Origin of the sequence: Streptomyces coryli (assembly GCF_011044975.1) — a bacterium.
Lineage (GTDB): Bacteria > Actinomycetota > Actinomycetes > Streptomycetales > Streptomycetaceae > Streptomyces > Streptomyces coryli.
Map to the genome: position 1 here is coordinate 21,582 of NZ_JAAKZV010000016.1, position 26,508 is coordinate 48,089.

Below are 26,508 nucleotides of genomic sequence, written 5' to 3' on the forward strand. Positions count from 1 at the left end.
CGCCCGGCGACCATATTCCCCTTGCCCCCGAAGATCGCCCCGACCGAGGATGAGGCATGTCTATCCAGAGCCCGACCTTCGTCCTCGTCCACGGCGCCTTCTCGAACTCCTTCTCCTTCGCTCCGCTGCAGGCCGAACTCGGCCTGCTCGGGCACCGGTCGGCCGCGGTCGACCTGCCCGGGCACGGGTTCGAGGCGACCTTCCCGGCCGCGTATCAGGCACCGCAGAGACCCGAGGAACTCGCCACCGCGCCCGGCGGCATCAAAGGAGTCACCCTCGCGGAGACCGTGGACCGGGTCATCGAGGCCCTCGAGCGGGCCAAGCGCAACGGGCCCGTCATCCTCGTCGCGCACAGCCGGGGCGGACTGGCCATCAGTATGGCCGCCAATGCCCGGCCCGAGCTGATCGACCGGATCGTGTACGTATCCGCCTGGTGCCCGGTCGAGCTGGCGGTCAACGCCTACTACGCCGAGCCGGAGATGGCGAGCGTCGACCCGAACGCCCTGGCCGGCGCCCTGGCCGGCAATCCCGCCGAACTCGGGCTGCTGCGCTTCAACTTCCGTACCGCGGACCCGGACGCCCTCGCGGGCCTCCGCGAAGCCTTCGCCGCCGACATGACGGACGACGAGTTCCGCAATTTCCTCAACACCTTCCAGCCCGACGAGAACCTCGACGCCGGCACCCCCGACGACAAGGTCAAGCCCGACACCTGGGGCCGGATCCCCCGCTCCTTCATCCGCCTCACGGAAGACGCCAGCATCCCCCTCCCCATGCAGGACCGCATGATCCGCGAGGCGGACACCCTCACCCCGGACAATCCTTTCGACGTCCGCACCCTGCAGAGCGGCCACCTCCGGTGGCTGGTCCATCCCAAGCCCGCCGCGGAGGCGCTCGCCGCCATCGCCGCCCTCTAACTCCCGGCGCGCGGGCGCGCGGGCGGCCGGGCGCGTACGACCGCCTCCGCCGCCAGCCGCGCCCGGTCGCGCTCCGGCCGTACGGTCAGCGCCGCCACCACGCCGCCCGCCATGAGGAGCACCGCGGCCAGGTCGAAGGCGCGGGCGAAGCCCGTCCCGGCGTCAGGGGCCGCGTCGAGCAGGCGGCCGGTGACCGCCGGAGCGGCGATGGTGGCGAGCGCGGCCACCGCATAGCCCGCGCCGAGGGCGGCGCTGCGGCGGGCCGGGGGGCAGCAGTCGGCGAGGGCCGCGTTGTTGAGCGGCGTCTGCGCCGTGCCCGCCGAGAAGGCCACGGCCACCGCGGCGAGCAGCAGCGGCGCGGCGTCCAGCCGTGTCACCAGCAGCAGCGACAGCCCGGCCAGCACCGAGAGGCCGCCGCCCAGCAGCCCTTGCGCGAGACGGCCCGGCACCCCGCGGCGCAGCAGCCGCTGGGAGGCCGCGCCCGCGCCGAGGGCCAGCACGATCGCCCCGGCGCTGGGCAGGCCGGAGAGCAGGCCGACCTGCACCGAGCCGTAGCCGCGCTGCTTCTCCAGGTACAGCGGCAGCCAGGCGGTGGCCAGGGCCAGCGTCCACATCACGGCGAAGGCGCTGAGGACCGACCCGGCCCAGGTGCCGGTGGCGAGGACCCGGGCGAGAGGGACGGGCGGGCCGTCGGCGTCCGCGTCGGCCTCCGCGCCGACAATCGCCTTCCCGTACGGGCCCTCCGCGCCGCCATGCGCCTTCCCGTACGGGCCCTCCCCGCCCCACCGCAGCCAGGCCGCCGCCCACACCAGCCCGGCCACGCCCAGCACGCCGAAGGTGGCCCGCCACCCGTGCGCCGCCAGCACCAGCCCGAGCAGCGGCACGCCGATCACCCCGCCGAGCGCCGCTCCCGTCGTCACCAGCGACGCGGGCAGCGAGCGGGCCCGCTCCGGAAACCAGGTCATCGCGGCGTGCGTGGACATCGGGAAGCCGGGGCCCTCCCCCGCGCCGAGCAGGATGCGGGTGCCCAGCAGCACGCCGGCGCCGGCGGCCGGGAGCAGGACGGGCAGCTGGGCCAGCGACCAGATGACCGCGAGGCCGGCGAGCAGCCACTTCACGGGCAGCCGGTCGCCGAGCAGGCCGACGACCGCGGCGGAGGCCGAGAAGAGGAAGTAGAAGGCGCTGACGATGAGGCCGAAGCCGGTGGCGGTGAGGCCGAGTTCGGCCATGATGTCGTCCGCGGTCAGGCCGATGACGGCCTTGTCCGCGAAGTTGATCATCATGAAGGCCATCAGCAGCGCGAGGACCGCGGCCCGGCGGCTCACCGCGCCTTCAGGCGCGTGTCGAGCCAGTCGAAGAGGCGCTGGTGGAAGACCTGGTGGGCGCCCTCGTGGCAGTGTTCGCCGGAGCCTTCGGCGTGGGCGAAGGACAGGAATTCTTTCTCGCAGCGCAGGGCGTCGTACACCCGGCGGGCCTCGCCGCGGAAGAACTGGTCGTTCTCCGCGTCGAGGACGAGGGTGGGGCAGCCGATCCGCTCGGCGACCCCGTCCAGGGTGTACGGCGCCAGCATCCGCAGCCACTCCTGCGTGGAGGCCGCGCCGAAGGTCCACATGCCGTTTCTGGCGCCCCAGCGCGCCTGGGTGGAGAGCAGCTGCAGCAGACCGATCACCGGCGTGGAGACGTCGTCCCGCTCCTCCCGGACCCAGTCCGCGAGGAAGTCCGGCAGGGAGGCGAGCACCGCGTCGGAGAAGCTGTACAGCCCGTCGTGCAGCACGCATGCGGCCAGCCGCGGCTCGTAGGCGGCGGCGCGGGCCGCCAGTTGGCCGCCGAGGCTGGTGCCGATGAGCACCAGGCGGTCGGCGTCGGTCCCGGGCAGGCCCAGCGCGTAGTCGATTACGGGCGTCACCACCGCCTCCCAGTCGGGCCGGAAGCACAGGCCCTGCTCGCGCCGGACCCCGCCCTGCCCGGGGCCCTCGAAGGCGAGCACGTTCCAGCCGCGGGCCAGGGCGCCGGCGGCGAGGAAGAAGTACAGCTCCTCCAGCGTCGAGTCGAAGCCGCCGAAGTGCACGACGGTCGGCCGCGGTTGGCCCGTGTCGTCCGCCAGGAAGTGATAGCCGGGCAGCGTGGTGTCCTCGTACGGGATCCGCACGGCCCGTACCGGCGTGTCCATCCGCTCGGCCGCGGCGGCGAAGCACTCCTTCGCCGCGCCGGCCAGGCGCGCCGACTCGGCGTCGTGGTCCGGGTCGTCGCGGCGGTAGAAGTCGGCGGTGCGGTAGTAGTTCGAGGCCCGGAGGTAGGCCTGGCGCGCGCTCACCCGGTGGCCCGCCGCCGCGGCGGCCGTGGCGGTGCGGTGGACGCGTTCCGCGGTGCCGGCCCAGGCGCGGTGCCAGGCGGCCTCGTCGCCCTCGGGGACCAGGGCGCAGGTGGCGAGGACCTCGCCCAGTTCGGCGCCGCCGTAGCTGCCGTGGCCGGCCGTGCGCAGCGCCTCGAAGGAGAACGATTCGTCGGTGAAGTGAAATCGCATGCGGCTTAGAATGCGAGCAATCCTCAGGTCTGACAACTCGCATTCGAAGCGTTCGGAGCCCCATGCCAATCCCCCGGAAACAGCCCCGTCAGCAGCGCTCCCAGCACACCTACGACGCGATCCTCGGGGCGGCTGCTCAGCTCTTCGAACGGGACGGTTACGCAAAGGCGACGACGAACCACATCGCCGAGCGGGCCGGGGTGTCGATCGGCTCGCTCTACCAGTACTTCCCGAACAAGGACGCCCTGCTGTACGCCCTGGGCGAGCAGCACATGCGCCACCTGGTGGCGGAGATGGACGGCGTCCTGGAGTCGCTGCGCCGCACCGAACCACCGCTCGAGGACACCGTCCGCCGCTTCGTCGGCGCCCTGGTGGATCTGCACCTCGCCGAGCCGCACACCCACCGCCTGCTCTTCGACCAGGCCCCGCGCCCACCGGAGGCGGCCCGCCAACTGCGCGAGATCCAGCAGGGAATGGCGGCGGAAGTCGCCGGCCACCTCCGCCGCCTGGACGCGGGCGGCCCCGGCTACGACCTCACGGCCCTGCTCCTGGTCCAGTCCGTCGAGGGCATGCTGCACGGCGCCCTCCTCGAACCGCCGACGGGGACCACGACGGCGGAAGTCGCGGAAGCGATGGTGCGGTTCTGTCTACGGGCGCTGGGCCGGTGAGCGCTCGTCGGCCTCCCACCAAGCCCGATTCGCGGCCGCCAGCGCCGTCGGCTCGATGACCTCCCAGCCCTCGGCGATCAAGCCGTCGGCGATCCGCCAGATGTCGGCCACCGTGATCGCCGGGCCGCCGTCGGGAAGCCGGCGGCGGGAGTGCATCACGACGTGATCGCCGTCGGAGAGGAGGTGGTGGACCTCGATTTCCATGCCGGCGAGCGGAGTGAGGGCGGCGTCCACGGCGGCGAGCCATTCCGTCTTGGTCGAGGCGGCCGTGTCCCGGTGGTGGATGAAGTCGTCGCTCAGCAGCGGTGCGAGGGCGTCGATGCTGCGGGTTTCGAGGAGGGTCGTGAGGGCGTGCTGGACGATGGCCTTGTTGTCTGTGGTCATGGCCGCAGTGTTTGTGCCGTCGTCGGCGATTGTCGATGAAGTCGCATTTCATGGCGTACGGCGCCGGGATGAGTACGCTCGATCATCGTGGACACGGTCGGTGAGCTCCTGCGGCAATGGCGGCATCGCCGACGCCTCAGCCAGCTCGATCTGGCGCTCGCGGCCGACGTCTCGGCGCGGCACGTCAGCCTGGTCGAGACCGGGAAGAGCAATCCGAGCGCGGACATGGTGCTGCGGCTGGCCGACCAGCTCGACGTACCGCTGCGGGAGCGCAACCGGCTGCTGCTGGCGGCGGGCTTCGCGCCGCGCTACGCCGAGCGGCCGCTCACCGACGACGCGCTGGCGGCGGCCCGGGAGGCGGTCGAGCGGGTGCTGCGCGCGCATGAGCCGTATCCGGCGCTGGCCTTCGATCGCCGGTGGAACATTCTGCTGGCCAATCGCGCGATCGAGCCGTTCTTCGGGCAGGTCGACCCTGAATTGCTGCGGCCGCCGGTCAATCTGCTGCGGCTGGGCCTCGACCCGCGCGGATTCGCGCCCATGGTCGTCAATCTCGACGATGTCCGGACGGTGTTCGGAGCCCGGGTCAGGCGGCAGCTCGCCGTCAGCCCCGATCCCGAACTCGCCGCGCTCCACGACGAATTGCTGGGCACCGCCGACGAGGAGCCCGCGCACCGCACGTCCGACACCGGCGTCGTGATCCCGATGATCATCCGCATCGACGGCCGCGAGCTGCGGCTGTTCTCGACCATCACCACCTTCGGCACGCCGATGGACATCACCCTGGACGAGGTGGCGATCGAGTCGTACTACCCGGCGGACGCGGCAAGCGCCGCCTACTTCACCCCGCTCCCCCGAACCGCTCCCGGAGCTCCACTTTCCGTACCTTTCCGCTGACCGTCATCGGGAAGGAGTCGACCACCTCCAGGAGCCGCGGCACCTTGTAGTGGGCGAGGCGGCCGCGGCAGAAGTCGGCGACCTCGTCCAGGGTCAGCCCGTCCGCGCCCTCGCGGAGGATGACGCAGGCCAGGATCTCCTCGCCGTATTTGGCGTCCGGCACCCCGACCACCTGCACGTCGGCGATCTTGGGGTGTCCGTACAGGAACTCCTCGATCTCCCGCGGGTAGACGTTCTCGCCCCCGCGGATGATCATGTCTTTGATGCGGCCGACGATCTCGAGATAGCCGTCGTCGCGCATCACGGCCAGGTCCCCGGTGTGCATCCACCGCCCCGCGTCGATCACTTCGCGGGTGCGTTCCGGCTGGTCCCAGTAGCCGAGCATCACGCTGTAGCCACGCGTGCACAGCTCGCCTGAGGTGCCGCGGGGGACGGTGACCCCCGTCGCCGGATCGGTCACCTTGACCTCGATATGCGGGAGCACCCGGCCGACGGTCGACGTCCGGTGCTCCAGGTCGTCCTCGATGCGGGTCTGGGTGGATACGGGCGACGTCTCGGTCATGCCGTAACAGATGGACACCTCGGACATGTGCATCTCGGCGACCACCCGCTTCATCACCTCGACCGGGCACGGCGAGCCGGCCATGATGCCCGTACGGAGCGAGCCCAGGTCGTACGACGCGAAGTCCGGCAACCCGAGCTCGGCGATGAACATCGTGGGCACGCCGTAGAGCGAGGTGCAGCGCTCCTGCTCGACGGCGCGCAGGGTGGCGACCGGGTCGAAGGCCGGGGCCGGGATCACCATGCAGGCGCCGTGGCTGGTGGCGGCCAGATTGCCCATGACCATGCCGAAGCAGTGGTAGAAGGGCACGGGTATGCAGATCCGGTCGGACTCGTCGTAAGCGATCGTCTCGCCCACGAAATAGCCGTTGTTGAGGATGTTGTGGTGCGACAGCGTCGCGCCCTTGGGGAAGCCGGTCGTGCCCGAGGTGTACTGGATGTTGACCGGGTCGTCGCAGGACAGCTCCGCCGCGCGGGCTCGCACCGCGTCGCCGGGCACCTCCGCGCCGGCCGCGACCAGCCGCTCCCAGCTCGGGTCCCCGATGAAGACGACCTCATGCAGCGCCGGACAGCCGCCGCGGACCTCGGCCACCATCCCGCGGTAGTCGCTCGCCTTGTACGCGGTGGACGCCACCAGCACGGACACCCCGGCCTGCTTGAGCACATACTCCAGCTCGTGCACCCGGTACGCCGGATTGATGTTCACCATGACCGCGCCGATCCGCGCCGTCGCGTACTGGATCAGCACCCACTCCGGGCAGTTGACCGCCCAGATGCCCACCCGGTCGCCCTTGCCGACGCCGTATCCGAGCAGCCCGCGCGCCACCTCGTCGACCGCGACGGCGAATTCGGCATACGTCCAGCGGCGCCCGCTCTCCACGTCCACCAGCGCGTCCCGCTCCGGGAAGGCGGCGACGGCCCGGTCCAGATTGGCGCCGATCGTGTCCCCGAGCAGCGGGGTGGTGCCGGTGCCGGACGCGTACGACAGGGCGCTCATGTGTGGTCCTCCTCGCGGTACTCGGCCGCCGAGCCGGCCGCCGTCGCCTCGCGCAGCTGCACCCGGCGGATCTTGCCGGACACGGTCTTGGGCAGTTCGGCGAACTCCAGCCGCCGCACCCGCTTGTACGGCGCCAGCACCGCGCGCGAGTGCGCGAACAGCTCCTTCGCGGTGTCGGCTCCCGGCTCGTAACCGGCCGCCAGCACCACATACGCCTTCGGCACGGCGAGCCGCACCGGGTCGGGCGCGGGCACGACGGCCGCCTCGGCGACGGCGGGGTGCTCCAGCAGGGCGCTTTCGAGCTCGAAGGGGCTGATCTTGTAGTCGGAGGCTTTGAAGACGTCATCGGCCCGCCCCACGTAGGTGACGTAACCCTCGGCGTCCCGCGCCCCGATGTCCCCGGTCCGGTAGTAGCCGCCGGCCATCGCGTCCGCCGTGCGCTCCGGATCGCCGTGGTAGCCGGCGAGCAGGCCGACCGGGCGGGTGGACAGGTCGAGGCAGATCTCGCCCTCGTCGGCGGGCTCGCCCGTCACCGGGTCGAGCAGGACGATGTCGAAGCCGGGGGTGGGACGGCCCATCGAGCCGGGCTTGAGCGGCTGGCCCGGGGTGTTGGCGATCTGCACGGCGGTCTCGGTCTGGCCGAAGCCGTCGCGGATGGTGATGTCCCAGGCGCGGCGGACGGTCTCGATCACCTCGGGGTTGAGTGGCTCGCCGGCGGCGACGACCTCGCGCGGCGGGGTCTTGAGCGCGGTCAGGTCGGACTGGATGAGCATGCGCCATACGGTCGGCGGCGCGCAGAAGGTGGTGACGCCCGCGGCCTCCATGGCCGCCAGCAGCTTGCCGGCGTCGAAGCGCGTGTAGTTGTAGAGGAAGACCGTCGCCTCGGCGTTCCAGGGGGCGAAGAGGTTGGACCAGGCGTGCTTGGCCCAGCCGGGCGAGGAGATGTTGAGGTGCACGTCGCCGGGCCGGAGGCCGATCCAGTACATCGTCGCCAGATGCCCGACCGGATACGAGACGTGGGTGTGCTCGACCAGCTTCGGCTGGGCGGTCGTGCCCGAGGTGAAGTAGAGCATCAGGGTGTCGTCGGCCGCCGTCGGCCCGTCGGGCGTGAAGCCGGCGTCCGCGGTGAACGCGTCGTCGAAGTCCCGCCAGCCGGCGACCGGTTGCGCGCCGGCGGGCTTGACGGCGATCCGGGTGTAGTCGCCCGGCACCTCGTCGAACTTGGCCGTGTCCGCGGCCCGTACGATCACATGCCGCGCCGCGCCGCGGTCGATCCGGTCGCGCAGGTCGGCGGGGCCGAGCAGCGGGGTGGCGGGGATGACTACGGCGCGCAGCTTCATGGCGGCGAGGGCGGTCATCCACAGTTCCTGCTGGTTGCCGAGCATGACGACGATGCGGTCGTCGGCGCGGACGCCCTGGGCGCGCAGCCAGTTGGCCACCTGGTCGGAGCGTACGGCCATCTCGCCGTACGAGATCGTGATCTCGCTGCCGTCCTCCTCGACGATGTGCAGCGCGGTGCGGCCGTTGCCGTGCGCGATCCGGTCGAACCAGTCCAGGGCCCAGTTGAAGCGCTCGGGCCGGGGCCAGCTGAAGCCGGCGCGGGCGGCCTCGTAATCCTCCCGGTGGCTCAGCAGGAAGTCCCTGGCTGCGCGGAACTCCTCCGTCGCCTCGTTTCGCTCGGTCACGGGCCCTCCTCAACGGTGGTGCGGCTCCGTAGCATCGTCGGCGCTGGGTGCCGTACGTCACTACCCCCGGATGGGGGTGGAAGCCGAGGGGAGTCGCTGGTGCCGGACACGGGCGAGGCCGGTGAGATCCGCGCGGCGCTGCTGCAGCTGCGGCGGAGCAGCGGGCTGCCGGTGTCCTTCGGCGGGCTGCTGGCCGGCGGCGGGCGGCAGCTACGGCTCAGCGAGTTCGCGGGCACCCGCTCCGACGCGCTCCGCGGCCTCGGCGTCGGCCACGGCAACGGCCTCGGCGGCAAGGCGATCGCGCTCTCCCGGCCGTGCGCGGTAACGGACTACGCGGCGGCGCGCACCATCAGCCACGAATACGACACCGCGGTGTCGGCTGAGGGCCTGCGCGCGGTCCTCGCCGTGCCGGTGGTGGTACGGGGCCGGGTGCGGGCGGTGCTGTACGGCGCGCTCCGCGAGTCCCTGCAGCTCGGCGACCGCACCCTCACCGCCGCCGTGGAGACGGCCCGCGACCTGGAGCAGGCGCTGGCGGTGCGGGAGGAGACCCGGCGGCTGCTGGCGGCGGCCGCCCGCCCGGCGACGGCTCCGGCGGCGTGGGAGGAGGTCCGCGACACCCACCGCGAGCTGCGAGCACTGGCCCCACGCATCACGGACACGGGCCTGCGCGACGAACTGCTGGCGCTGTGCGACCGATTGGCGGCGGCCCGCACGGGCCCTGCGGCGGGCGTCTCACTGGCGGCACGCGAGCTGGACGTGCTGGCGTGCGTGGCGGGCGGCGCCACGAACGCGACGGCGGCGGAGCACCTGGGCGTACGCCCGGAAACGGTAAAGAGCTACCTACGCTCGGCAATGCGCAAACTGGGCGCCCACACCCGCCTGGAGGCAGTCACGGCCGCGCGACGGGCGGGGCTGCTGCCGTAGGGACGAGCAGACGACAGGACTGGGCGTACTCCTCGGCTCCGCCCTCCCCGTCCGGCTCCACCCGATACAGCCGGGCCTGAGGCGTGCGCGTCACCGAGTCCGTCAACCGCCCGTCGGTGAAGAGGGCACCGACTCCATCCTCCACAGCCCAACCGGCCGGAAGCGCGCCCCGTGCCACGGCCGCTCGGTAGGACGATCGCCGGCCCGGCTCACTGTCGTAGTGGGGACAGACCGAACCGGACAGCAGCGCCAATCCATCAGAGAGATGCGTCAACGGTCCGAAGGAGTCCGTAAGCGAGCCCTCTGCCCAGCAGTTGGCGCCGGCGCTGATCCCGCACAGCAGGACGCCGTGATCGAAGGCCTCACGCAGGAGCCGGTCCACACTGTGCGCACGCCAGACAGCCAACAGATTCGCGGTGTTCCCCCCACCCACGTAGATGACGTCCTGACCGAGCAGGAACGCTCGCAGCGCGTCGTCATCCAGCTCCCGTCGAAACAGGTGCAGAACGGCGGCCTCACAAGCACGTGCCTGAAACGCCGCATGGAACTGGCCTACGTAGTCGGGGGCATCACCACTGGCGGTCGGCACGAAGCACACCTTGGGCCGGGGAGCACGCACCTGACCGAGCACCCAGTCATCCAGCAGGCCATCATCGTCAGTGGAGAAGCCGCCCCCAAGGAGGGCCAAGCGACGTTCCCGGATGGCAGCCATGCAGTCGCCTCTTCAGTGGGTCGAACGACCAAGGTAGCTCTACAGCCGTCTTGGAGAATGCCCGCATGAGCCTGGATGGTGCGTGGCATTGTGCCCTGGGGGTGGTCGGTCACATCGCGCATGCGGAGATCAACGCGCTGGCATCGCTTCCGCCCGTGCGCCACTACGAGGGCCCACGCCGCAGGCACGACGACGGCCACTGACGGTGCTGAGCCCGTTCTGGCTGAACAGCGGCGAGGCCTCCCCGACCTCTACGAGACCGCCCCCCCATCAAGCAACTGAAGACCTGTTCCGCCGACTCAAGAATGTGTCTGCTGATGTCGAGGAAGCCATCGAAGCCGTCCGCGTTGTACGCGCTCGTTCCGGGTGACTGCACGGGTCAGGCGCGCACGACCCGCTTGGTGTAGCGATGGATCTCGACCGGCAGTGTGCCCTCGCCCGCGACCGCCTCGTATGGGTGGGGGCCCTCGTCGTGCCAGCCGTGGCGGGTGTAGAAGTGGCGGGCGCGGGTGTTGCCGGGGACTACTGCTAGCCAGATTTCTTCGTGGCCGGCTTTTGCCAGGTGTTCCTCTGCCGCCGTGAGGAGTTGGGCGGCGAGGCCCGTGCCGCGGTGGGCGCGGTCGACGAAGATCTGCTCGAGCTCCGCGCCATCGGTCATGAAGAAGCCGGCTACGGTGCCGTCCACCTCGATGAGGATCGTGTCGCCGACGCGCTCTCCCGCGCGCGTGCGGAAGGACTCCTCCGTCCTGGCCGCGGCCAGTTCGGCGTCGACGTGGTCGCGCATGCCGTCGTCCCAGCCCTCGCGCCAGATGGTGGCGACGGCAGGGGCGTCGGCCGGGCGGGCGGGGCGCAGGACGGGTGCGGCCACGGTGGTTGCCTCCTGAGGGTTGTTACGTCGTCAGCTGACGCCGCGGTCGCGGCCCGCCCAGTATGGCTGCCGGAGCTTGAACTTCTGGATCTTGCCGGTGGCGGTGCGCGGGATGGCGTCGCGGAATTCGACCGAGGTGGGGGCCTTGTAGCGGGCCAGCCGTTCCTTGCAGTGCGCGATCAGCTCCGCCTCGTCGACCGCGTCCGCATCGCCGTCCGCCGCGAGGACCACCAGCGCCTTGATGGTCTCGCCCCACTTCTCGTCCGGCACGCCGATCACCGCGACCTCGGCGACCGCCGGGTGGCTGAAGAGCACGTCCTCGACCTCGATCGACGACACGTTCTCGCCACCGGTGATGATCACGTCCTTCTTCCGGTCGGAGATCGTCAGATGGCCGTCGCCGGGGTCGAGCGTGCCGCCGTCGCCCGTGTGGAACCAGCCGTCCTCCAGCGCCGCCGCCGTCTCCTCGGGCTTCTCCCAGTAGCCGTCGAGCACGACATTCGAGCGCGCGAGCACCTCCCCGGACTCGGCGACCTTCAGCTTGACGCCGAGCGCCGGCAGCCCGGCCCGGGAGAGCTTGCGGGCGCGCTCCTCCGCCGGGAGGTGGTCGTCGGCCGGCTGCGTGCGGTTGAAGGTGAGCAGCGGCGAGGTCTCGGTCAGGCCGTAGATCTGCATGAACTGCCAGCCCAGCTCCTCCTCGACCCGCTGGATGGTCTTGCTCGGCGGCGGCGCGCCCGCGCACACGACCCGTACCTGATCGCGCCCGGGGATCTCGCCCTGCCAGGACGCGGCCGCGTCCAGCACGGTGTTCCACACCGCGGGCGCCCCGCACATCAGCGTCACGCCGTGCTCGTCCACCCGGCGCAGGATCTCGGCGCCGTCGACCTTGCGCAGCGCGACCTGCTTGACGCCGAGGCCCGCCATCACGAAGGGCATGCCCCACCCGTTGCAGTGGAACATCGGCAGCGTGTGCATGTAGACATCGCGCTCCCAGGCCCGCGTGTGCAGGCCGAAGGTCAGGCCGTTGACCCAGATGTTGCGGTGGGTCAGCTGCACGCCCTTCGGCCTGGCGGTGGTCCCCGAGGTGTAGTTGATCGTCGCGGTGGCGTCCTCGTCGGGGTGCGACCAGGGGCGCGGCTGCACGCCGAAGCGCATCAGCTCGGTCTCGGTCTGCTCGCCGAGTACGAAGCGGTGCCGGGCCTTGACCCCGGACAGCGCGTCGTCCAGCTCGGGGTCCACGAGCAGCACCGAGGCGCCGCTCTGCTGCACGACGTACTGCACCTCGTCGGGCTGCAGCCGGAAGTTCACCGGTACGGCGATCCGCCCGCTCATCGGCACCGCGAAGAGCAGCTCCAGCAGCCGCGCCGAGTTGTGCGACACGACGGCGACCCGCTCGCCCTCCCGCACCCCCAGCGCGTCGAGCCCGGCCTGCCAGGCCCGCACCCGTTCGCCCAGCCGTCCGTACGTCGAATCCGGTACGGGCGGCGCCGGTTGCAGCGGCTCGTCGATCACTCCGGGGCTGCGGGCGAAGCCCAGCTCCGCCCGCTCCAGGAAGTCGGTGATCGTCATCGGAACCCGCATCAGAACTCCCCTACGCCGTGTCCGCTGCCGCCACTCCGCAGCATCGTGCGACGGCGGCCACCTCATCGGCTACCCCCGAACAGGGGTGGATCAACGGGCAGTCGGCTCCGGCGGCGCGGATTCCAGCAGCTCCTTCGCCGCCCGGTGGCTGAGCGGGGCGCCCTTGCGGGCGATCCGCCGGATGCCGGGCGCCAGGGCGCGGCCGGGGCCGCGCCCCTCGAGTTCGAGTCCGAACGTCACCCGGGAGGCGGCGCCGTCGCGCAGCGGCTCGACGTCGATGGTGGCATGCGCCCGTACGGGCCCGTCGATGCCGCGGCAGGCCCAGGCGTGCGGCGGCCGGCACTCGGTGATCCGCTGCGTACCGATGCGCTCCGAGCGCCCGACCCGGCGCGTCGTCGTGAACCGGACGTCGACGGCCGGCTCGGCATCCGCCTCCATGCGCACGCTCACCACATCGCGCTGCCACTCGGGGAAGCGCCGCGGGTCGGTGACGTAAGCGAAGACCACCTCGGGCGGCCGGTCGATCTCGATGGTGTTGACGATGGGGGGCATCGCTTCTCCTCCTCCACGGTCAGGTCGGCTCTACGTGGATGACGGATCGCGGCGAGGGGATGTGACCGGCGAGCCGTTCCGCACCCCGGAAACCCGCGCTGAGCTGGTGGGATAGCAGGGTCGGCCACCCCCGCTTACGGTGGGATCATGCGCGTGCGACACCTCGCGGCCTGCGCCTTCGCGCCGGTCCTCGTGGCCGGGCCGCTGCCCGCCGGGGCGGCGGGCGCCGCGGACGGCGTGAGCCAGTTTTCGTTCGGCAAGGCCGACCGTAGCCAGGCGCTGGCCTACTGGACGCCCGAGCGGATCAGGAAGGCCGACTCCGCCGCCAACGAAGGTGCCACGCCGCGCGGCCAACACCCCTGGAAGGGCCCGGAGATGAAGACGGTCGGCCGGCTCTTCTTCGTCAACGACAAGGGCGAGGACACCTGGTGCACCGCCACCTCCGTGTCCGCGCGCAACCGCTCCGTGGCGCTGACCGCCGCCCACTGCGTGCAGGTCCCTGCCTCGCCCGGCAACCACCACGTCTCCATGGTCTTCGTCCCCGGCTACCACAAGGGCGCCCGCCCGTACGGCACCTATGCCGTCCGCGCCGTCACGATGCCGCGCTCATGGGAGCAGGACGCGAAGACGGATGTCGCCGCGCTGGTGCTCGATACGCACAAGGGGCGCCGGCTCGCGGACGCGGTCGGCGCGCAGCAGGTCGCCTTCCCCGGCAGACCGGCCGGCCGGGTCACGGTCTTCGGTTACCCGGACTCCCGCCCGGAGCAGGGCGAGCAGCTGGTCTCCTGCGACGCGGTCGCGAAGGCCGGCGCCGGACACACCCAGTCGGTCGCCTGCGGAGTCGCCGGCGGCGCGAGCGGCGGCCCCTGGCTGGCGCACTTCGACGCCAGGACCGGCAAGGGCACGGTGGCCGGGCTGACCAGCTTCGGCGATACGGCCACGAACAGCAGGACCACCTCGGCGGAACTGCTCGGGCCGGCCGCCGAGCGGGTCTACGAGCGCGCGCAGGGGCTATGAGCCCCTGCGCCGCGCCGCATCAGCCCCACTGGCCCGGTACGTAGTCGCCGCCGGGGTTCTGCAGCATGACATTGCCGCGGTTGAAGGCGTTGATGACGGCGATCGCGGCCACGAGGGCGCCGAGCTGCTCCTCGTCGTAGTGCTTGGCCGCGCGGTCCCACACCTCGTCCGGGACACCGCCGGCCCCGTCGGCGATACGGGTGCCTTCCTCGGCCAGCTCCAGCGCGGCGCGCTCGGCCTCGGTGAAGACCTTGGCCTCGCGCCAGCCCGCGACCATGTTCAGGCGCTCCCAGGTCTCGCCGCCGGCGACGGCGTCCTTGGCGTGCATGTCGATGCAGACCGAGCAGCTGTTGATCTGGCTGACGCGCAGCAGCACCAGCTCCACCGTCTGCCCCGGCAGCTCGGTGCCGGCGAGGGACTTGCTCGCGGCGATGATGTGCTTGAAGGCCTTGCTCAGGGCGGCGTTTCCAAAGAGGTCCAGACGCGGTTCCATGATCTGCTCCAGTGTCGTCGTTTGCGGTGACACCCCTAAGACGACGCTGCTCCGCACCGTGTGACACGGGGCAGATGTGACCTGGGTCTCGCTAGATCCTGGCGGTGAGATAGGCCCGCTCCGCCGCGTTCTCCGTGAGCCCGGCGGCGCGCTGATACGCCTCCGCCGCCTCGCCGGCGCGGCCGAGCCGGCGCAGCAGATCGGCCCGTACGGCGTGCAGCACGTAGTACGTATCGAGGTCCCCGGCCAGCGCGTCGACCAGCGCGAGCGCGGGCTCAGGCCCCTCGGTCTCGGCCACCGCCACCGCCCGGTTCAGCGCCACCACGGAGCTCGGCGCGAGCGCCATCAGCTGGTCGTAGAGCCGCACGATCTGCCGCCAGTCGGTCTCCGCCGCGACCGCGGCATCGCTGTGCACCGCGTTGATCGCCGCCTGGATCTGATACGGGCCCGGTCGCCCCCGCCTGAGGCACCGGCGGACCAGCTCCTGGCCCTCGGCGATCAGCGCGCGGTCCCAGCGCGACCGGTCCTGCTCGGCGAGCGGGACGAGGGTGCCGCCGGCGCCGGTACGGGCCGGGCGGCGGGACGCGGTCAGCAGCATCAGCGCGAGCAGGCCGACCGCCTCCGGCTCGTCCGGCATCAGCTCGACCAGCAGCCGGCCCAGGCGGACGGCCTCGTCGCACAGGTCGTCGCGGACCAGCTCGCTGCCGGCGGAGGCGGCGTAGCCCTCGTTGAAGACGAGGTAGAGCACCGCCAGCACGCCGCGCAGCCGGTCCGGCAGATCGGCCTCGCGCGGCACCCGGTACGGGATGCCGGCGTCGCGGATCTTGCGCTTGGCGCGGACCAGCCGCTGCGCCATCGTCGGCTCCGGCACCAGGAAGGCGCGGGCGATCTCGGCGGTGGTGAGGCCGCCGAGGAGGCGGAGGGTGAGGGCAACGCGGGCGGCGGGGGCGAGGGACGGATGGCAGCAGGTGAAGATCAGGCGGAGCCGGTCGTCGCGCACGGGGCCCTCCTCGTACGGCTCGTCCTCCTGGGCGTGCAGCAGGGCGGCCTGGGCGTGCTTGTCGGCGCGGGCCGCCTCGCGGCGCAGTCGGTCGATGGCGCGGTTACGGGCGGTGGTGATGATCCAGCCGGCCGGGCTGGGCGGGGCACCGGCATCGGGCCAGCGCTTGACCGCTTCCGCGAAGGCGTCCTGGACCGCCTCCTCGGCGAGGTCTATGTCGCCGAGGACGCGGACCAGGACGGCGACGGCGCGCCCGTACTCCTCCCGGAAGACGCGCTCGATCTCCGTGGGCACCTAGCAGGTTCCGTGGTGCATCGGCCGCACCTCGATCGGGAGCCCGAGCACGTCGGCGTACTTCCGGCCCCACTCCAGGGCGGCGTCGAGGTCCGGCGCCTGGATGATCGTGAAGCCGCCGAGGTGCTCCTTGCCCTCGGCGTACGGGCCGTCCGTGGTGAGCAGCTCGTCGCCCTGGCGGCGGACCACGGTGGCGGTGTCCGGCGGGAACAGGCCGGCGGCGAAGACCCAGGCACCGGCCTCGCGGATCTCCTTGTTGAGGGCGTCCAGATTCTTCATGATCGGCTCCAGCACCTCGGGCGCCGGCTCGGGGCCGTCGGGCTGGATGATGCTGAGCATGTACTGCTTCATTGTCGGTACTCCTAGGTTGCTCGCCGGCCGCTGACGCCGGCGCTCACCCTCTACACGAACGGCATCACGCGAGATCGACACCCGGCGCCGGAAATTTCCGCCGCCACCTGATCTCACCCTCCTGCCGCTCCCCGGTCGGCGCCAGTCCGGCGGCCGCGGCGACGGCGGCGGAGGCGTGGTGATCGGGGTGGATGTGCGCGATCACCTCGGCGGTCCCGCGCTCCCCGAGCCAGTCGACCACCGCGGGCGCGGCCTCGCGGGCGATGCCGCGACCTTGCCAAGCGGTCCCCACCACCCAGGCGACCTCGGCGACATGGCCGCTGACGGTGGCCTGGGCGTATCCGGTCAGGCACGCCTCGTCGCGGAGTCGCAGCACCCAGTTGTGCCAGGTCACGCCGGGTTCGGGGGAGCCCGCGGCGAGGCGTTCGTAACGGGCGGCGAGGTCCTCAAGCGCGGCCGGCTCCCCGCCGGTGTAGCGGTGCAGGGCCGGGTCGGCGAGCACGCCCGCCATCTCAGGGGCATGGTCCGGGTGAAGCGGCAGCAGGTCGAGCCGGGCGGTGCGCAGGCGCGGCGTCACCGGTGGCTGACGACGTTGACGACCTTGCCGTCCGGGTCGCGGACGAAGAAGCGGCGCACGCCCCACTCCTCGTCCGTGATCGGATGCACGATCTCGGCGCCGGTTTCCCGCACCGCCGCGTAGACGGCGTCGACGTCCTCGACCTCGACGCTCATGTCCGGGTTCTCGGGTGCGGTCGCGTCCTTGCCGATGAGGATGACCTGCGCGGTCGGGTTCGACGGCGAGACGAGGTTGATCACCCAGCCGAGGTTCATCTCCTCGCGGAAGCCGAGGAGCTGGTAAAAGGCGCTGCTGGCGGCCATGTCGGCGGGGCTCAGGTCCGGTACGGCACGGTGAACGGTCATGCCGCGGACGCTAACAGCGGGCGATCCGGCGGGCTTGGACAAATCAGCCGTCCGTCGCCCGCAGCCGCCACAGCGACGTCACCTCGGCGCCCCGCGCCGCGTGCAGCGGGTCGTCCGGGTCGGTGGCGCGCGGGTGCCGGGGACGGGTGTCGAGGCGGTCCGTGACCGTCAGCCCCGCCGCCGCGATCCAGCCGAGCAGCTCGTCGCGCGAGCGCAGGCCGAGGTGTTCGGCCAGGTCGGAGACGATCAGCCAGCCTTCGCCGGCCGGCTCCAGGTGGTCCGCGAGGCCGTCGAGGAAGCCGCGGAGCATGCGGCTGCCCGGGTCGTAGACGGCGTACTCGAGCGTCGAGGTCGGCTTGGCGGGGAGCCAGGGCGGATTGCAGACGGCGAGCGGGGCGCGGCCTTCAGGGAAGAGGTCGGCGCGGACCGGCTCGACCTGGTCGCCGTAGCCGAGGCGGTCCGCGTTGGCGCGGGCGCAGGCCAGCGCGCGGTCGTTGAGGTCGGTGGCGACGATGCGGCGGACGCCGCGCCGGGCCAGGACGGCGGCGAGCACGCCGGTGCCCGTACCGACGTCGAAGGCGAGCCGCTCGGCGCCCGGCGGCAGCGGGGCCTCGGCGACGAGGTCGGCGTATTCGCCGCGGACCGGCGCGAAGACGCCGTAGTGCGGGTGGATCCGCTCCCCGCCGAGCGCCGGTACCTCGACGCCGCGCTGCTGCCACTGGTGCGCGCCCAGGACGCCGAGGAGGTCGCGGAGCGCGACGGCGGCGGGCTCGTCGCCGGGGTACGGGCCGTATGCCTCGGTGCAGGCGGCGGCCACGTCAGGGGCGCGGTTGAGCGGGACGTCGTAGCCCGGCTGCAGGGGCACGAGGAGCATGCCGAGGATGCGGGCGCGGTGGCCCTGCTCCTGGCGGTGGCGGTGAAAGGCTGCGGCGGGATCGGCGGCGTGGTCGGCGGCCGGGCCGGCCGGCTCCTTGCCGCGCCGCCGCGACCCGCGCTTGTCCAGCCGGCGCCCCAGCGCGGCGAGCAGCTGCCGCGCCCCGTGGTAGTCGCCGCGCCAGAGCACGGCGGTCCCCTCGCAGGCGAGCTTGTACGCGACGGCGGCCGGCATCCGGTCGTCGCCGGGCTCGACGCGGCGCGGCGGCGGAGCGCCGGTCGCGGACAGCCAGCGGGCGGTGTGAGGACGGTCGTCCTCGGTCCAGGTCAGGACGGTGTGGTCGGGCACCCGGCCATCATCCCCGACCGCGCCTCACAGGTCGTACGCCACCGGGTGCAGCGGCTCGTACAGCCCCACCTCTCCCCCGCCCGGCAGCCGCAGCGACGTCAGCCGCCCCCAGCCCTGATCGCTCACCTGCGCGGTGAACTCCACGCCCTTGGCGCTCAGCTCGGCGACGGTCGCCTCGACGTCGTCGCACATGAAGTACAGCTGGTGCTGCGGATCACCATCCGTCGGATGGACGGCCACCTCCGCCGGCGGCAGCTTGAAGATCAGCCAGCCGCCGCCCGCGTCCACATTCTTCGCGCCCAGCACGTCGCGCAGAAAGACCCGGTCCGCCTCGGCATCGCGGCTGTAGAGAATGACGTGCGCTCCATTGATCATGCCGCCGAGCCTATTCCTCCGGCCCCCACAGCTCAGGGAAGAGCCGGTTGCCGAGCCGGGCCCGCAGGTGGGCGACGCCGCTCGTGCCGCCGGTGCCCGCCGCGGCACCGATCTGCCGCCCCGCCACGGTCACGTGCAGATCCCGCCACGCGCCCCAGCCGCGGTCGAAGCCGAGCAGCGCCTCCGCGACCGCGCCGGCGCCGGGCAGCTCGCGCACCTTCAGATAGCCGTCCCATACGGACGGCTCTGCCAGCCGCCGCTCCAGCCGGCCCCGCTCGGCCGCGCTCGGCCAGTCCAGCCCCAGCACCCGCCCGGCGCCCCGGCGCCCGCACAGCGCCTCGATCTCGTGGAACTGCGCCGACTGCGCCCCGCTCGACTCCCCCAGCAGCCCGCGGAACTCCGCGAACGCGGCGGGCGGCATGGTGTCGAGCACGTCGAGGGTGCCGCGCAGCGCCCCGGTGATCGCGGTGCAGCGCCGCAGCCGGTCGGCCGGGGTGCGTAGCTCCCCGGCGAGCAGCCGGTCGCGGGCGTCGGCGAGCTCGGTGAGCAGCTGCCGGAACCACAGCTCGTGCACCTGGTGCGCGGCGATGAAGAGATGCTCGTCGTGGGTGGCGGACAGCGGCGCGTGCTGGGCGAGGAGCTGCGGGAGGCGGGCGTAATCCCCGTAGGTTCGGTCTCCGTGCATGGCACCGACCCTGCCCGGCCGGAACGCCCCGGAACAGGGCCAATGCGTCGCGCCGTACGGGGACCACCTCGCCGCCGGGCCCCGCCCCGTCTCGCATGCCGGAATCCGGCGACGCGGCGGGTGGGACGCCCGTACCGTCGGCACCGGACGGCCCTGCCGACCGCCCGACCTCACCGCGAAGGAACCGACATGACGCAGCCCCTGCTGTACGTCCCCGTTCACTCCGGGCCCGGCGGCGGTTGCGCGATGCGAATGTTCCGTACGCCCCTGGGGACGCGGACCGCGGTGGCCTTCACCAGCGAGATGGCCTTGAGCCGGGTGCTCGGGCCCGCCCAGCCGTGGATCCGGCTCGGCGAGGCGGCGCTGCGCGCGATGGCGCTGCCGCTGGGCGCGGACCGGATCACGGTCGACCCGCTGCTGACCGCCCGCCGTCCCCGGCCGGTCTCCCCGGCCGCGCCGCCGGAGTCCGCGAAACGGCCGGTCGTCGCCTGCTGACGGCGGCATTCCGCCGGTAAAGCTGCGGGGTATGGAATCAACCTCCGGTATTTCCCCGTTCCTTCGGCGCAAGCTCGCCCGCCGCTTCCAGACCTACGACACGGACCGCGACGGCTATGTCGACCGCACCGACTTCCAGTCCGCCTGCGACCGGCTCGGCACCGCCTTCGGCCTCGGCCCCGACTCCGCCGAGCTGAAGCATCTGCGGGAGCTCAGCGACGGCCTGTGGCAGCACCTGGCGCGGGCGGCGGACACGAACGCCGACGGGCGCATCGACCTGGGCGAGTACCAGGCCGCGTTCGCCGCCGGGCTGCTGGTCACGCCGGACTCCTTCGACGCCGGCTATGTGCCCTTCCTCGACGCCCTGATGGACATCGCCGACACCGACGGCGACGGTCGGCTCACCCGCGACGAACAGGTCCGCTGGACCGGCGCCCTGATGAGCCTCCCGGAGCCGGACGCCCGCGAGGTCTTCGGCCGGCTCGACCGCGACGCGGACGGCCTGATCACCCGCGACGACATGCTGGAGGCGATCCGCGAGTTCTACTTCAGCGAGGACCCGGCGTCGACGGGCGTCTGGCTGCTCGGCCCGCTGGACGCGGACTGATCGATTCAGGCCTGCGCGATGCGTACGCCGCCCCCCGGCGCCGCCGGCTCCAGCACCCGCGCCGCCTCCGCCTCGACCGCGTCGCGCTCGGCGCGGCTCAGCGGCGTGAACGGCTCCACGACCATCGTGCCCTCCTCGACCCGCCAGATCCCGCGCAGGAAGCCGTCGACCAGGAAGACGCAGTACGCGCTGTTGCCCTGCCAGGTGCGGCCGCGGAACTCCGGCGGGACGACGCGCGTCCGGTCGGCGTGCGAGAGGAGCACGTTGTCGTATTCGGGGAGGAAGCGCGGCGGCGCCGGGACGTCCGGGCCGGGGCGCGGGGCGTCCGGCAGGTCGAAGAGCTCGACCCCTGACGGGTCGCGGAAGGTGCGGAGTTCGCCCCGCAGCCGCTCGAAGGCCGGGCGCAGCCGCGTCACGCCCGCCCAGGTCTGCATGTCCTTCACCGAGGCCGGGCCGAAGGCGGCGAGATAGCGGCGGACCAGGGCGTCGACGTCCGGTTCCGCGACCGCCGCCATGTCCCGCCCCACCCACGATCGCAGCGTGGCCAGCGCCACCTGCCCGCCTTGGCCCCACAGCCCGCGCGGCGTCGTCTGCACCAGCGGCAGCAGCACCCGGGCCGCGATCTTCAGCGCGAGCCGGTCGGCGTCCGGCCACTCCTGCGCCAGCTCCTCCCCCAGCACCTTCAGCGGCATCCCGGCGCCCGTGCACCGCTCGGCCGCCAGCGCCACCACCCGGTCGAGGTCCACGCCGTCGAGCCCCTTGCGGAACATCTTCAGCTCCCGGTCCAGCGCCGGCTGGCTGAACGGCCGCAGCACCAGGGCGTCTTCGACGCTCATCAGATGAATGGTCGAGCGCATCGCGGGCAGCCGCACCACCTCGCGCCGCTCCAGCAGCCCGGACAGCTCGTCCGGGTCGAAGTCCGCAAGTCGCGCCGCCAGCGCGTGATACGGCGGCTTCGGGTTCTGCGCCTGCAGGCCGAGCAGATGCTCGGTGGCGTCGAGCGCCGGCCGCCGCGCGCGGCGCAGCAGCAGCTGGCGCGCCAGCGTGGCACGGTTCAGCGCGCGGGTACTCAGGACCTCTTGCCCGGCTGCCGTCTTCGTCATGCGTCAAAGGTACGGGCGATTGCGGACAGTTCCGGTCCGCAAGTCACCGGCATGGCGGGCCGGATGGCCGGGATCCCCTTTCGGTGAGGCAGGATGCAGTGTCTAATAGCGGGCTCCGCCCGCGGAGCCAGCAGAGACGGACGGGGGCGAGCGTGGGGACAGTCACGGAGAGCCGGGAGGCCGACGAGCGCCCGGACGCCCCGCGCGGAGCCGCCGCCGCGCTGCGCGCCGGGGTCCGGCCGCCCCGCGGAAAGGTGCGGCTGACCATGGCGATCGTGGCCTCCCTGGTGCTGATCGCGGTATGCATTCCGCTCGCGGTACGGGCCGCGGACGCCGACGGCGTCACCCCGATACCGCAAGTGATCTCCTTCATGCCGTGGTTCCTGCTGCCGGCCGGCTTCGGACTGCTGATGGCGGCGCTGGCCCGGTGGCCGCTCGGCGTGGCATGGGCACTGCTGACGCTGGCCTGCACGGCGTGGTTCATGCGCCCGTACGAGACGGCCGCCGACGCGCCGTCGGGTCCGGTGGCGGCGCGCATCACGCTGCTGTCGTCCAACCTGAAGTTCGGCAATGCCACCGACGGGCTGCTGGCGGCCCTGCGCGAGCACAAGCCCGATCTCGTATCGGTGCAGGAGTGCGACGCCCGCTGCGCCGCCGCGCTGCGCACGCCGGAACTGCGCGAGGCGTATCCGTACCGGGTGATCGCCGACGGCAATCCGTCGGAGGGCTCGGCGCTGCTGAGCAAGTTCCCGCTGGCCAAGGGCCCGACGATCCCCAGCGAGCTGAAGATGCCCGGCGGCACCGCCGAGATCGCCGGCCAGCGGGTCCGGATCCAGGTCGCGCACCCGCTGCCGCCGCTGCCCGAGCGCGCGTACATGAACGGCTGGCGCACCGAGCTGGAGCGGCTGCGGGACTTCGCCGCGGACGCCGGGAACGGGCCGCTGATCATCGCCGGCGACTTCAACTCCTCCCAGGACCATGCCGCGTTCCGCCGGATCCTGGACACCGGCCTGCGCGACAGCGCCCTGCTGCTGGACCGTTCCCGGACCCCGACCTGGCCGCAGCGCACCGCGCCGGCGTTCGGCGCGCAGATCGACCACGTGCTGGTCGGCGACCGCCTGGCGCCGACCGCGATCCGCTTCCTCGACCTCGCACACACCGACCACCGCTCGGTGCTGGTGGAGCTGGACCTGCACGAACGCCGGGACACCGCCCCGGCTGCCAACTGAAGAAACCGAAGGAGAACCACAGATGCCCGTACGGGACGAACCGGTCGGCGGCTTCCTCGAGCAGCTCGCCGCCCGGGTGCCCGCCCCCGGCGGCGGGGCCGCCGCCGCGGTGCACGCGGCGCACGCGGCCGCGCTGCTCGCGATGGTCGCGCGCTACTCCTCCGGCGAGAAGTACGCGGAGCATGCCGCCGCCATCGGCCGGATCACCGAGGAGGCCGACCGGCTGCGGGAAGAGGCGCTGCGGCTCGCCGACGACGACGTGACGGCCTTCTCGGCGGTGACGCGGGCGTACGGGATGCCGAAGGGCGAGGACGGCGAGAACGCCGAGGCGGAGAAGGCGTCCCGCTCCGCCGCCATCGCCACCGCGCTGGCCGGCGCGGCGCGGCCGCCCGCCGAGGTGATCGCCACCGCCCGGCGGGCGGTGGAGCTGGCCGAAGAGCTGCTTGCGGAGCCGGGCCGGGCGAACCGTAATGTGATCACCGACGTGGCCGCGGCCGCCGAGGCGGCCCGCGCGGCGGCCACGACGGCGCAGGTCAATGTCGAGGTCAATCTCTCCGGCATCCGGGACGAGTCGCTGCGCGCCACGCTGGCCGCCGCGGCCGCCGGGGTGAAGGAGATCGCGGCGCGGGCGGAGGAGATCACGGCCGCGGTACGGAAGGAGATCAACGCATGACGGGGGCGGCAGCCAAGACCGCACGGGCGGACGCACCGACGCTGTCGGTGCGCGGGAACGGGACCAGGGAGCTGTCCGGGCGCGAGTTCGCGGCGCAGCTGCGCCTCGAGGTCGGCGCCCGCGCCACCGAGCTGACCGCGGCCGGGACGCCGCCGCGGCTCGCGGTGGTGGTGGCGACCGCGGACGACTCCAGCGCCTGGTACGTACGCTCCATCAAGCGGGCCGCGGAGCAGGCGGGCATCGCCTGCGACATCCGCGACCTGGGCGCGGACGCCACCCCCGGCGCGATCCGCGCCGAACTCACCGCGCTGGGCGCCGATCCGGCCGTCCACGGCATCATCCTGCAGACCCCACTCCCGGACGGGCTGGCGCTGCAGGACCTGGCGGACGCGATCCCGCCGGCGAAGGACATCGACGGCGCGAACCCGCTCTCGCTCGGCCGCCTCGTCACGGGCCTGCCGGCGTACGCGCCCGCGACCGCCGCCGCGGTGGTGGCGCTGCTCGAGCACCACAAGGTCGAGCTCAACGGCCGGTACGTCGCGGTCATCGGCCGCTCGTCGGTGGTCGGCAAGCCGCTCGCCCACCTGCTGCTCGACCGCAACGCCACGGTGACGGTGTGCCATTCGCGCACCCGCGACCTGGCGGCCCTCACCTCGGCGGCGGACGTGGTCGTCGCGGCGGTGGGCCGGGCCGGTCTGGTACGGGCGGAGCACGTCCGCGACGGCGCCGTGGTCATCGACGTCGGCACGAACCCGACCGCCGACGGCGGCCTGGCCGGCGACGCCGACGCCGCCTCGGTGGCCACCCGCGCCTCGGCCCTGACCCCGGTCCCGGGCGGCGTCGGCCCGGTCACGACGGCACTGCTGCTACGGCACACGGTGCAGGCGGCGGAGCGCGCCCGGGAGTAGGGCCTGTCTTTCGGATCTTGCCGGGTCCCACGCCGCCCGGCACGCACCCTCGCCGCACGCCGCCCCCGGACCGGTGGCTCCGCCACAGGACCGGGGACAGCGCACGCCGAGGCCACGCACCGAACGACGCTCCCATGCCCACAGCCAGTCCGTACGCCGACCCGCTCGCGGCACCGCCCCGTGCTCGCCGACAAGATCCGAAAGACAGGCCCTGCCGGGCGCGGCTGCCGTCAACGGGAGTAGCTGGAGGCCGGGTTCGTCAGCAGGGCGCGGGCGGTCCCGGTCTGCAGGGCGGTGAGGCCGTGGAGCACCGGTACGGCGGTCAGGGCCAGTACGACGCCGATGCCGGTGTGGAAGCCGATGTCGGCGGCGCGCGAGGAGATGCCGAACATCAAGTCCAGCAGCCCGCCCTCGCCGCCGTCCCGCGGGAGCGCCCAGGACCAGGTGATGTACAGCAGCTCGCCGACGGCGCCCAGCGTCCAGGTGAGGGCGAGGCTGAAGGACACGACGCGCAGCGGGAAGGCGACCAGCATGTGGCCGAGGTCGCGCCACGACTGCGGGTCCTTCAGGGCGCTCAGCATGCGGCCGAGCCCGCTGCCGGCCGCCTTGCGGTAGCGGGGCTCGGGCACCGGGCGCCCGGTGACGGCCGCGACCCGGGCCCGCTCGCCGCGGGCGAAGAAACGGGCGGCGGCGAGGGCGCCGGCCAGCACCGGCAGCCCGAGCACGACGGCGAAGCTCGCCGCGCCGACGGCCACGCCGGTGACCGCGACCACGAACGCGGCGATGCCGATCGGCAGCCCGGCGAGGAGATAGCCCAGTTCGCGCCAGAAGCGGTCGGCGCGGCCCGAGTGGCTTGCCCGCCCGGTCTCGTACGCGGCGGAGCGGGGGGTCATCTGAGGTGCTGCGGTCATCGAGGTCATGACCACGATCCTCCGCCGCCAGGCCCGCTCACCCCATCCGGCCCACCGGCCGACCGCGAGTGGGGTTAACCCCCCGCTACGCCACCAGCGGCCGCACGTCCTCCGCCACGAAGCGCATGAATCCCGCCGGGTCCGGCTCGTCCGCGGTCGGCTGCAGCACCACCGTGTCCGCCCCGGCCGCCACCAGCCGCTCGATGCCCTTGGCCACCTCGGCCGCGTCGCCCGCGATGCCCATGTCGGCGGTGGGGTCGTGGCCCCAGGCGGCGAGTTCGCGGTGCAGCCGCTCGGTGGCGTCGGGGCCGGTGGCGGCGTGCACGTACACGGTGAAGTGGTGCGGTCCGGTACGGCCGGCCGCCGCCCGCGCCTCGTTGATCAGCTCGACGGCCCGGCCCACCCGCTCCACCGTGAGGTCGGCGTCGAGGATCGTGCCGTCGGCGGCCTCGCCTGTCAGCTTCAGGGTGCGCGGCCCGGTGCCGCCCGCGTAGATGCGCGTCGGCGTGGCCGGCGGCCAGTCCAGCTGGACGCCGTCGAGCCGGACGTAGCGCCCCTCGCGGCTGACCCGCTCACCTGCGAGCAGCGCCCGCAGCCCGTCGAGATACTCGCGCAGCAGCGTCAGCGGCGACTCCGCCCGCGCCCCGACCTGCCCCATCCAGTCCTGCACGCCGTGCCCGACGCCGAGCTGGAAGCGCCCGGGGAAGAGCCGGTCGAGCGTCGCCGTCTCCATCGCGGTGAGGGCGACGTTCCGCAGCGGCACGGGCGTCAGCCCGACCCCGACCCGCAGCCGCTCGCTCCAGGCGAGCGCCGCGGCCGCGGTGGCGAGCCCGCTCTCCAGGAAGCAGTCCTCCCACAGCCACAGCTCCTCGAGCCCGGACTCCTCGGCGGCGCGCACCACCTCGCGCAGCCGCTCGGGCGGGTACTGGGGACGGAATACGGCGCCGAGTGTCGTCATGA

Annotated in this window: 30 protein-coding genes; 10 read left to right on the forward strand and 20 right to left on the reverse strand. The window is 72.9% G+C overall.

Annotated features, from left to right (window positions below; all coding sequences use genetic code 11):
• Nucleotides 1-56: 56 nt before the first annotated feature.
• Complete coding sequence (locus G5C51_RS06305) at nucleotides 57-914, forward strand: alpha/beta fold hydrolase (RefSeq protein WP_165233058.1); 858 nt, start codon at nucleotides 57-59, stop codon at nucleotides 912-914.
• Here the strand turns inward: G5C51_RS06305 and G5C51_RS06310 are convergent.
• Nucleotides 911-2,239: an MFS transporter gene (locus tag G5C51_RS06310; RefSeq protein WP_206313505.1), complete on the reverse strand. Its 1,329-nt coding sequence runs from the start codon at nucleotides 2,237-2,239 to the stop codon at nucleotides 911-913. The two genes, G5C51_RS06305 and G5C51_RS06310, sit on opposite strands and share 4 nt — an antisense overlap.
• The gene (locus G5C51_RS06315; RefSeq protein ID WP_165233061.1) at nucleotides 2,236-3,438 is read right to left on the reverse strand and encodes an alpha/beta hydrolase family protein; all 1,203 of its coding nucleotides are present in this window, start codon (nucleotides 3,436-3,438) and stop codon (nucleotides 2,236-2,238) included. The genes G5C51_RS06310 and G5C51_RS06315 overlap by 4 nt, the downstream gene beginning before the upstream one ends.
• Nucleotides 3,439-3,500: 62 nt before the next feature.
• Between G5C51_RS06315 and G5C51_RS06320 the strand changes: the two genes are divergently transcribed.
• Nucleotides 3,501-4,106: a TetR/AcrR family transcriptional regulator gene (locus G5C51_RS06320; protein ID WP_206313506.1), complete on the forward strand. Its 606-nt coding sequence runs from the start codon at nucleotides 3,501-3,503 to the stop codon at nucleotides 4,104-4,106.
• Here G5C51_RS06320 and G5C51_RS06325 read toward each other — a convergent pair.
• A complete protein-coding gene (locus G5C51_RS06325; protein WP_165233064.1) occupies nucleotides 4,086-4,490 on the reverse strand; it encodes a nuclear transport factor 2 family protein in 405 nt (134 codons plus the stop codon). The genes G5C51_RS06320 and G5C51_RS06325 overlap by 21 nt on opposite strands.
• An 87-nt stretch (nucleotides 4,491-4,577) precedes the next feature.
• On the opposite strand from G5C51_RS06325, the gene G5C51_RS06330 reads away from it, so the two are divergent.
• Nucleotides 4,578-5,384, forward strand: coding sequence for an MmyB family transcriptional regulator (locus G5C51_RS06330; RefSeq protein WP_165233067.1), 807 nt, complete (start codon nucleotides 4,578-4,580; stop codon nucleotides 5,382-5,384).
• Here G5C51_RS06330 and G5C51_RS06335 read toward each other — a convergent pair.
• On the reverse strand, nucleotides 5,329-6,942 hold the full coding sequence (locus G5C51_RS06335) for an AMP-binding protein (RefSeq protein ID WP_165233070.1): 1,614 nt from the start codon (nucleotides 6,940-6,942) through the stop codon (nucleotides 5,329-5,331). The genes G5C51_RS06330 and G5C51_RS06335 overlap by 56 nt on opposite strands.
• Nucleotides 6,939-8,627 (reverse strand): AMP-binding protein, encoded by a 1,689-nt coding sequence (locus tag G5C51_RS06340; RefSeq protein ID WP_165233073.1) that lies wholly within the window; start codon nucleotides 8,625-8,627, stop codon nucleotides 6,939-6,941. Before G5C51_RS06340 ends, G5C51_RS06335 begins: the two co-directional genes overlap by 4 nt.
• 99 nt (nucleotides 8,628-8,726) lie before the next feature.
• Here G5C51_RS06340 and G5C51_RS06345 point away from each other — a divergent pair, with 99 nt between their 5' ends.
• Nucleotides 8,727-9,551, forward strand: coding sequence for a LuxR C-terminal-related transcriptional regulator (locus G5C51_RS06345; protein WP_165233075.1), 825 nt, complete (start codon nucleotides 8,727-8,729; stop codon nucleotides 9,549-9,551).
• On the opposite strand, the gene G5C51_RS06350 is transcribed toward G5C51_RS06345, so the two are convergent.
• From G5C51_RS06350 to G5C51_RS06365, 4 genes are all read right to left on the reverse strand, one after another.
• The gene (locus tag G5C51_RS06350; protein ID WP_165233077.1) at nucleotides 9,517-10,263 is read right to left on the reverse strand and encodes a Type 1 glutamine amidotransferase-like domain-containing protein; all 747 of its coding nucleotides are present in this window, start codon (nucleotides 10,261-10,263) and stop codon (nucleotides 9,517-9,519) included. The two genes, G5C51_RS06345 and G5C51_RS06350, sit on opposite strands and share 35 nt — an antisense overlap.
• A gap of 379 nt (nucleotides 10,264-10,642) precedes the next feature.
• Nucleotides 10,643-11,131 (reverse strand): GNAT family N-acetyltransferase, encoded by a 489-nt coding sequence (locus tag G5C51_RS06355; RefSeq protein WP_165233079.1) that lies wholly within the window; start codon nucleotides 11,129-11,131, stop codon nucleotides 10,643-10,645.
• 30 nt (nucleotides 11,132-11,161) lie between these two features.
• Nucleotides 11,162-12,712 carry an AMP-binding protein gene (locus G5C51_RS06360; RefSeq protein ID WP_165233081.1) on the reverse strand — a complete coding sequence of 517 codons (1,551 nt, stop codon included), beginning with the start codon at nucleotides 12,710-12,712 and terminating at the stop codon, nucleotides 11,162-11,164.
• A 90-nt stretch (nucleotides 12,713-12,802) separates the two neighbouring features.
• A complete protein-coding gene (locus G5C51_RS06365) occupies nucleotides 12,803-13,264 on the reverse strand; it encodes an SRPBCC family protein (protein ID WP_165233083.1) in 462 nt (153 codons plus the stop codon).
• A 147-nt stretch (nucleotides 13,265-13,411) separates the two neighbouring features.
• Between G5C51_RS06365 and G5C51_RS06370 the strand changes: the two genes are divergently transcribed.
• Nucleotides 13,412-14,281 carry a trypsin-like serine peptidase gene (locus G5C51_RS06370; protein ID WP_165233087.1) on the forward strand — a complete coding sequence of 290 codons (870 nt, stop codon included), beginning with the start codon at nucleotides 13,412-13,414 and terminating at the stop codon, nucleotides 14,279-14,281.
• Between the two features lie 19 nt (nucleotides 14,282-14,300).
• Here G5C51_RS06370 and G5C51_RS06375 read toward each other — a convergent pair whose 3' ends face one another.
• The 8 genes from G5C51_RS06375 to G5C51_RS06410 form a co-directional block, all read right to left on the reverse strand.
• On the reverse strand, nucleotides 14,301-14,774 hold the full coding sequence (locus G5C51_RS06375; protein ID WP_165233090.1) for a carboxymuconolactone decarboxylase family protein: 474 nt from the start codon (nucleotides 14,772-14,774) through the stop codon (nucleotides 14,301-14,303).
• Between the two features lie 91 nt (nucleotides 14,775-14,865).
• Nucleotides 14,866-16,068, reverse strand: a complete 1,203-nt coding sequence (locus G5C51_RS06380) for a sigma-70 family RNA polymerase sigma factor (RefSeq protein ID WP_165233093.1) — start codon at nucleotides 16,066-16,068, stop codon at nucleotides 14,866-14,868.
• The gene (locus G5C51_RS06385) at nucleotides 16,069-16,419 is read right to left on the reverse strand and encodes a YciI family protein (RefSeq protein WP_165233096.1); all 351 of its coding nucleotides are present in this window, start codon (nucleotides 16,417-16,419) and stop codon (nucleotides 16,069-16,071) included.
• Nucleotides 16,420-16,483: 64 nt separating this feature from the next.
• Nucleotides 16,484-16,996: a GNAT family N-acetyltransferase gene (locus tag G5C51_RS06390; protein WP_165233099.1), complete on the reverse strand. Its 513-nt coding sequence runs from the start codon at nucleotides 16,994-16,996 to the stop codon at nucleotides 16,484-16,486.
• Complete coding sequence (locus tag G5C51_RS06395) at nucleotides 16,993-17,340, reverse strand: VOC family protein (RefSeq protein ID WP_165233102.1); 348 nt, start codon at nucleotides 17,338-17,340, stop codon at nucleotides 16,993-16,995. The genes G5C51_RS06390 and G5C51_RS06395 overlap by 4 nt, the downstream gene beginning before the upstream one ends.
• A gap of 43 nt (nucleotides 17,341-17,383) precedes the next feature.
• Nucleotides 17,384-18,562, reverse strand: coding sequence for a methyltransferase (locus tag G5C51_RS06400; protein ID WP_165233105.1), 1,179 nt, complete (start codon nucleotides 18,560-18,562; stop codon nucleotides 17,384-17,386).
• A 24-nt stretch (nucleotides 18,563-18,586) separates the two neighbouring features.
• Nucleotides 18,587-18,937, reverse strand: coding sequence for a VOC family protein (locus G5C51_RS06405; RefSeq protein ID WP_165233108.1), 351 nt, complete (start codon nucleotides 18,935-18,937; stop codon nucleotides 18,587-18,589).
• Nucleotides 18,938-18,947: 10 nt separating this feature from the next.
• Nucleotides 18,948-19,622: a tryptophan 2,3-dioxygenase family protein gene (locus tag G5C51_RS06410; protein WP_165233112.1), complete on the reverse strand. Its 675-nt coding sequence runs from the start codon at nucleotides 19,620-19,622 to the stop codon at nucleotides 18,948-18,950.
• 189 nt (nucleotides 19,623-19,811) lie between these two features.
• On the opposite strand from G5C51_RS06410, the gene G5C51_RS06415 reads away from it, so the two are divergent.
• Together G5C51_RS06415 and G5C51_RS06420 are read left to right on the forward strand one after the other, a co-directional pair.
• Nucleotides 19,812-20,117 carry an SAV_915 family protein gene (locus G5C51_RS06415; protein ID WP_240929427.1) on the forward strand — a complete coding sequence of 102 codons (306 nt, stop codon included), beginning with the start codon at nucleotides 19,812-19,814 and terminating at the stop codon, nucleotides 20,115-20,117.
• A 31-nt stretch (nucleotides 20,118-20,148) separates the two neighbouring features.
• Nucleotides 20,149-20,724, forward strand: a complete 576-nt coding sequence (locus G5C51_RS06420; protein ID WP_165233115.1) for an EF-hand domain-containing protein — start codon at nucleotides 20,149-20,151, stop codon at nucleotides 20,722-20,724.
• Nucleotides 20,725-20,729: 5 nt separating this feature from the next.
• Here G5C51_RS06420 and G5C51_RS06425 read toward each other — a convergent pair whose 3' ends face one another.
• Complete coding sequence (locus G5C51_RS06425) at nucleotides 20,730-21,827, reverse strand: winged helix DNA-binding domain-containing protein (RefSeq protein WP_165233117.1); 1,098 nt, start codon at nucleotides 21,825-21,827, stop codon at nucleotides 20,730-20,732.
• A 152-nt stretch (nucleotides 21,828-21,979) separates the two neighbouring features.
• Between G5C51_RS06425 and G5C51_RS06430 the strand changes: the two genes are divergently transcribed.
• The 3 genes from G5C51_RS06430 to G5C51_RS06440 are packed head-to-tail and all read left to right on the forward strand — an operon-like array spanning nucleotide 21,980 to nucleotide 24,637.
• Nucleotides 21,980-23,056, forward strand: a complete 1,077-nt coding sequence (locus G5C51_RS06430; protein WP_338118031.1) for an endonuclease/exonuclease/phosphatase family protein — start codon at nucleotides 21,980-21,982, stop codon at nucleotides 23,054-23,056.
• Between the two features lie 22 nt (nucleotides 23,057-23,078).
• The gene (locus tag G5C51_RS06435) at nucleotides 23,079-23,729 is read left to right on the forward strand and encodes a cyclodeaminase/cyclohydrolase family protein (protein ID WP_165233121.1); all 651 of its coding nucleotides are present in this window, start codon (nucleotides 23,079-23,081) and stop codon (nucleotides 23,727-23,729) included.
• The gene (locus G5C51_RS06440) at nucleotides 23,726-24,637 is read left to right on the forward strand and encodes a bifunctional 5,10-methylenetetrahydrofolate dehydrogenase/5,10-methenyltetrahydrofolate cyclohydrolase (RefSeq protein WP_165233124.1); all 912 of its coding nucleotides are present in this window, start codon (nucleotides 23,726-23,728) and stop codon (nucleotides 24,635-24,637) included. The genes G5C51_RS06435 and G5C51_RS06440 overlap by 4 nt, the downstream gene beginning before the upstream one ends.
• Nucleotides 24,638-24,867: 230 nt before the next feature.
• On the opposite strand, the gene G5C51_RS06445 is transcribed toward G5C51_RS06440, so the two are convergent.
• Nucleotides 24,868-25,557 carry a sensor domain-containing protein gene (locus tag G5C51_RS06445; protein WP_240929428.1) on the reverse strand — a complete coding sequence of 230 codons (690 nt, stop codon included), beginning with the start codon at nucleotides 25,555-25,557 and terminating at the stop codon, nucleotides 24,868-24,870.
• A gap of 76 nt (nucleotides 25,558-25,633) precedes the next feature.
• Entirely contained in the window at nucleotides 25,634-26,506 is an 873-nt protein-coding gene (locus G5C51_RS06450; protein ID WP_165233126.1) for an LLM class flavin-dependent oxidoreductase, read from the reverse strand.
• Between the last annotated feature and the right edge of the window lie 2 nt (nucleotides 26,507-26,508).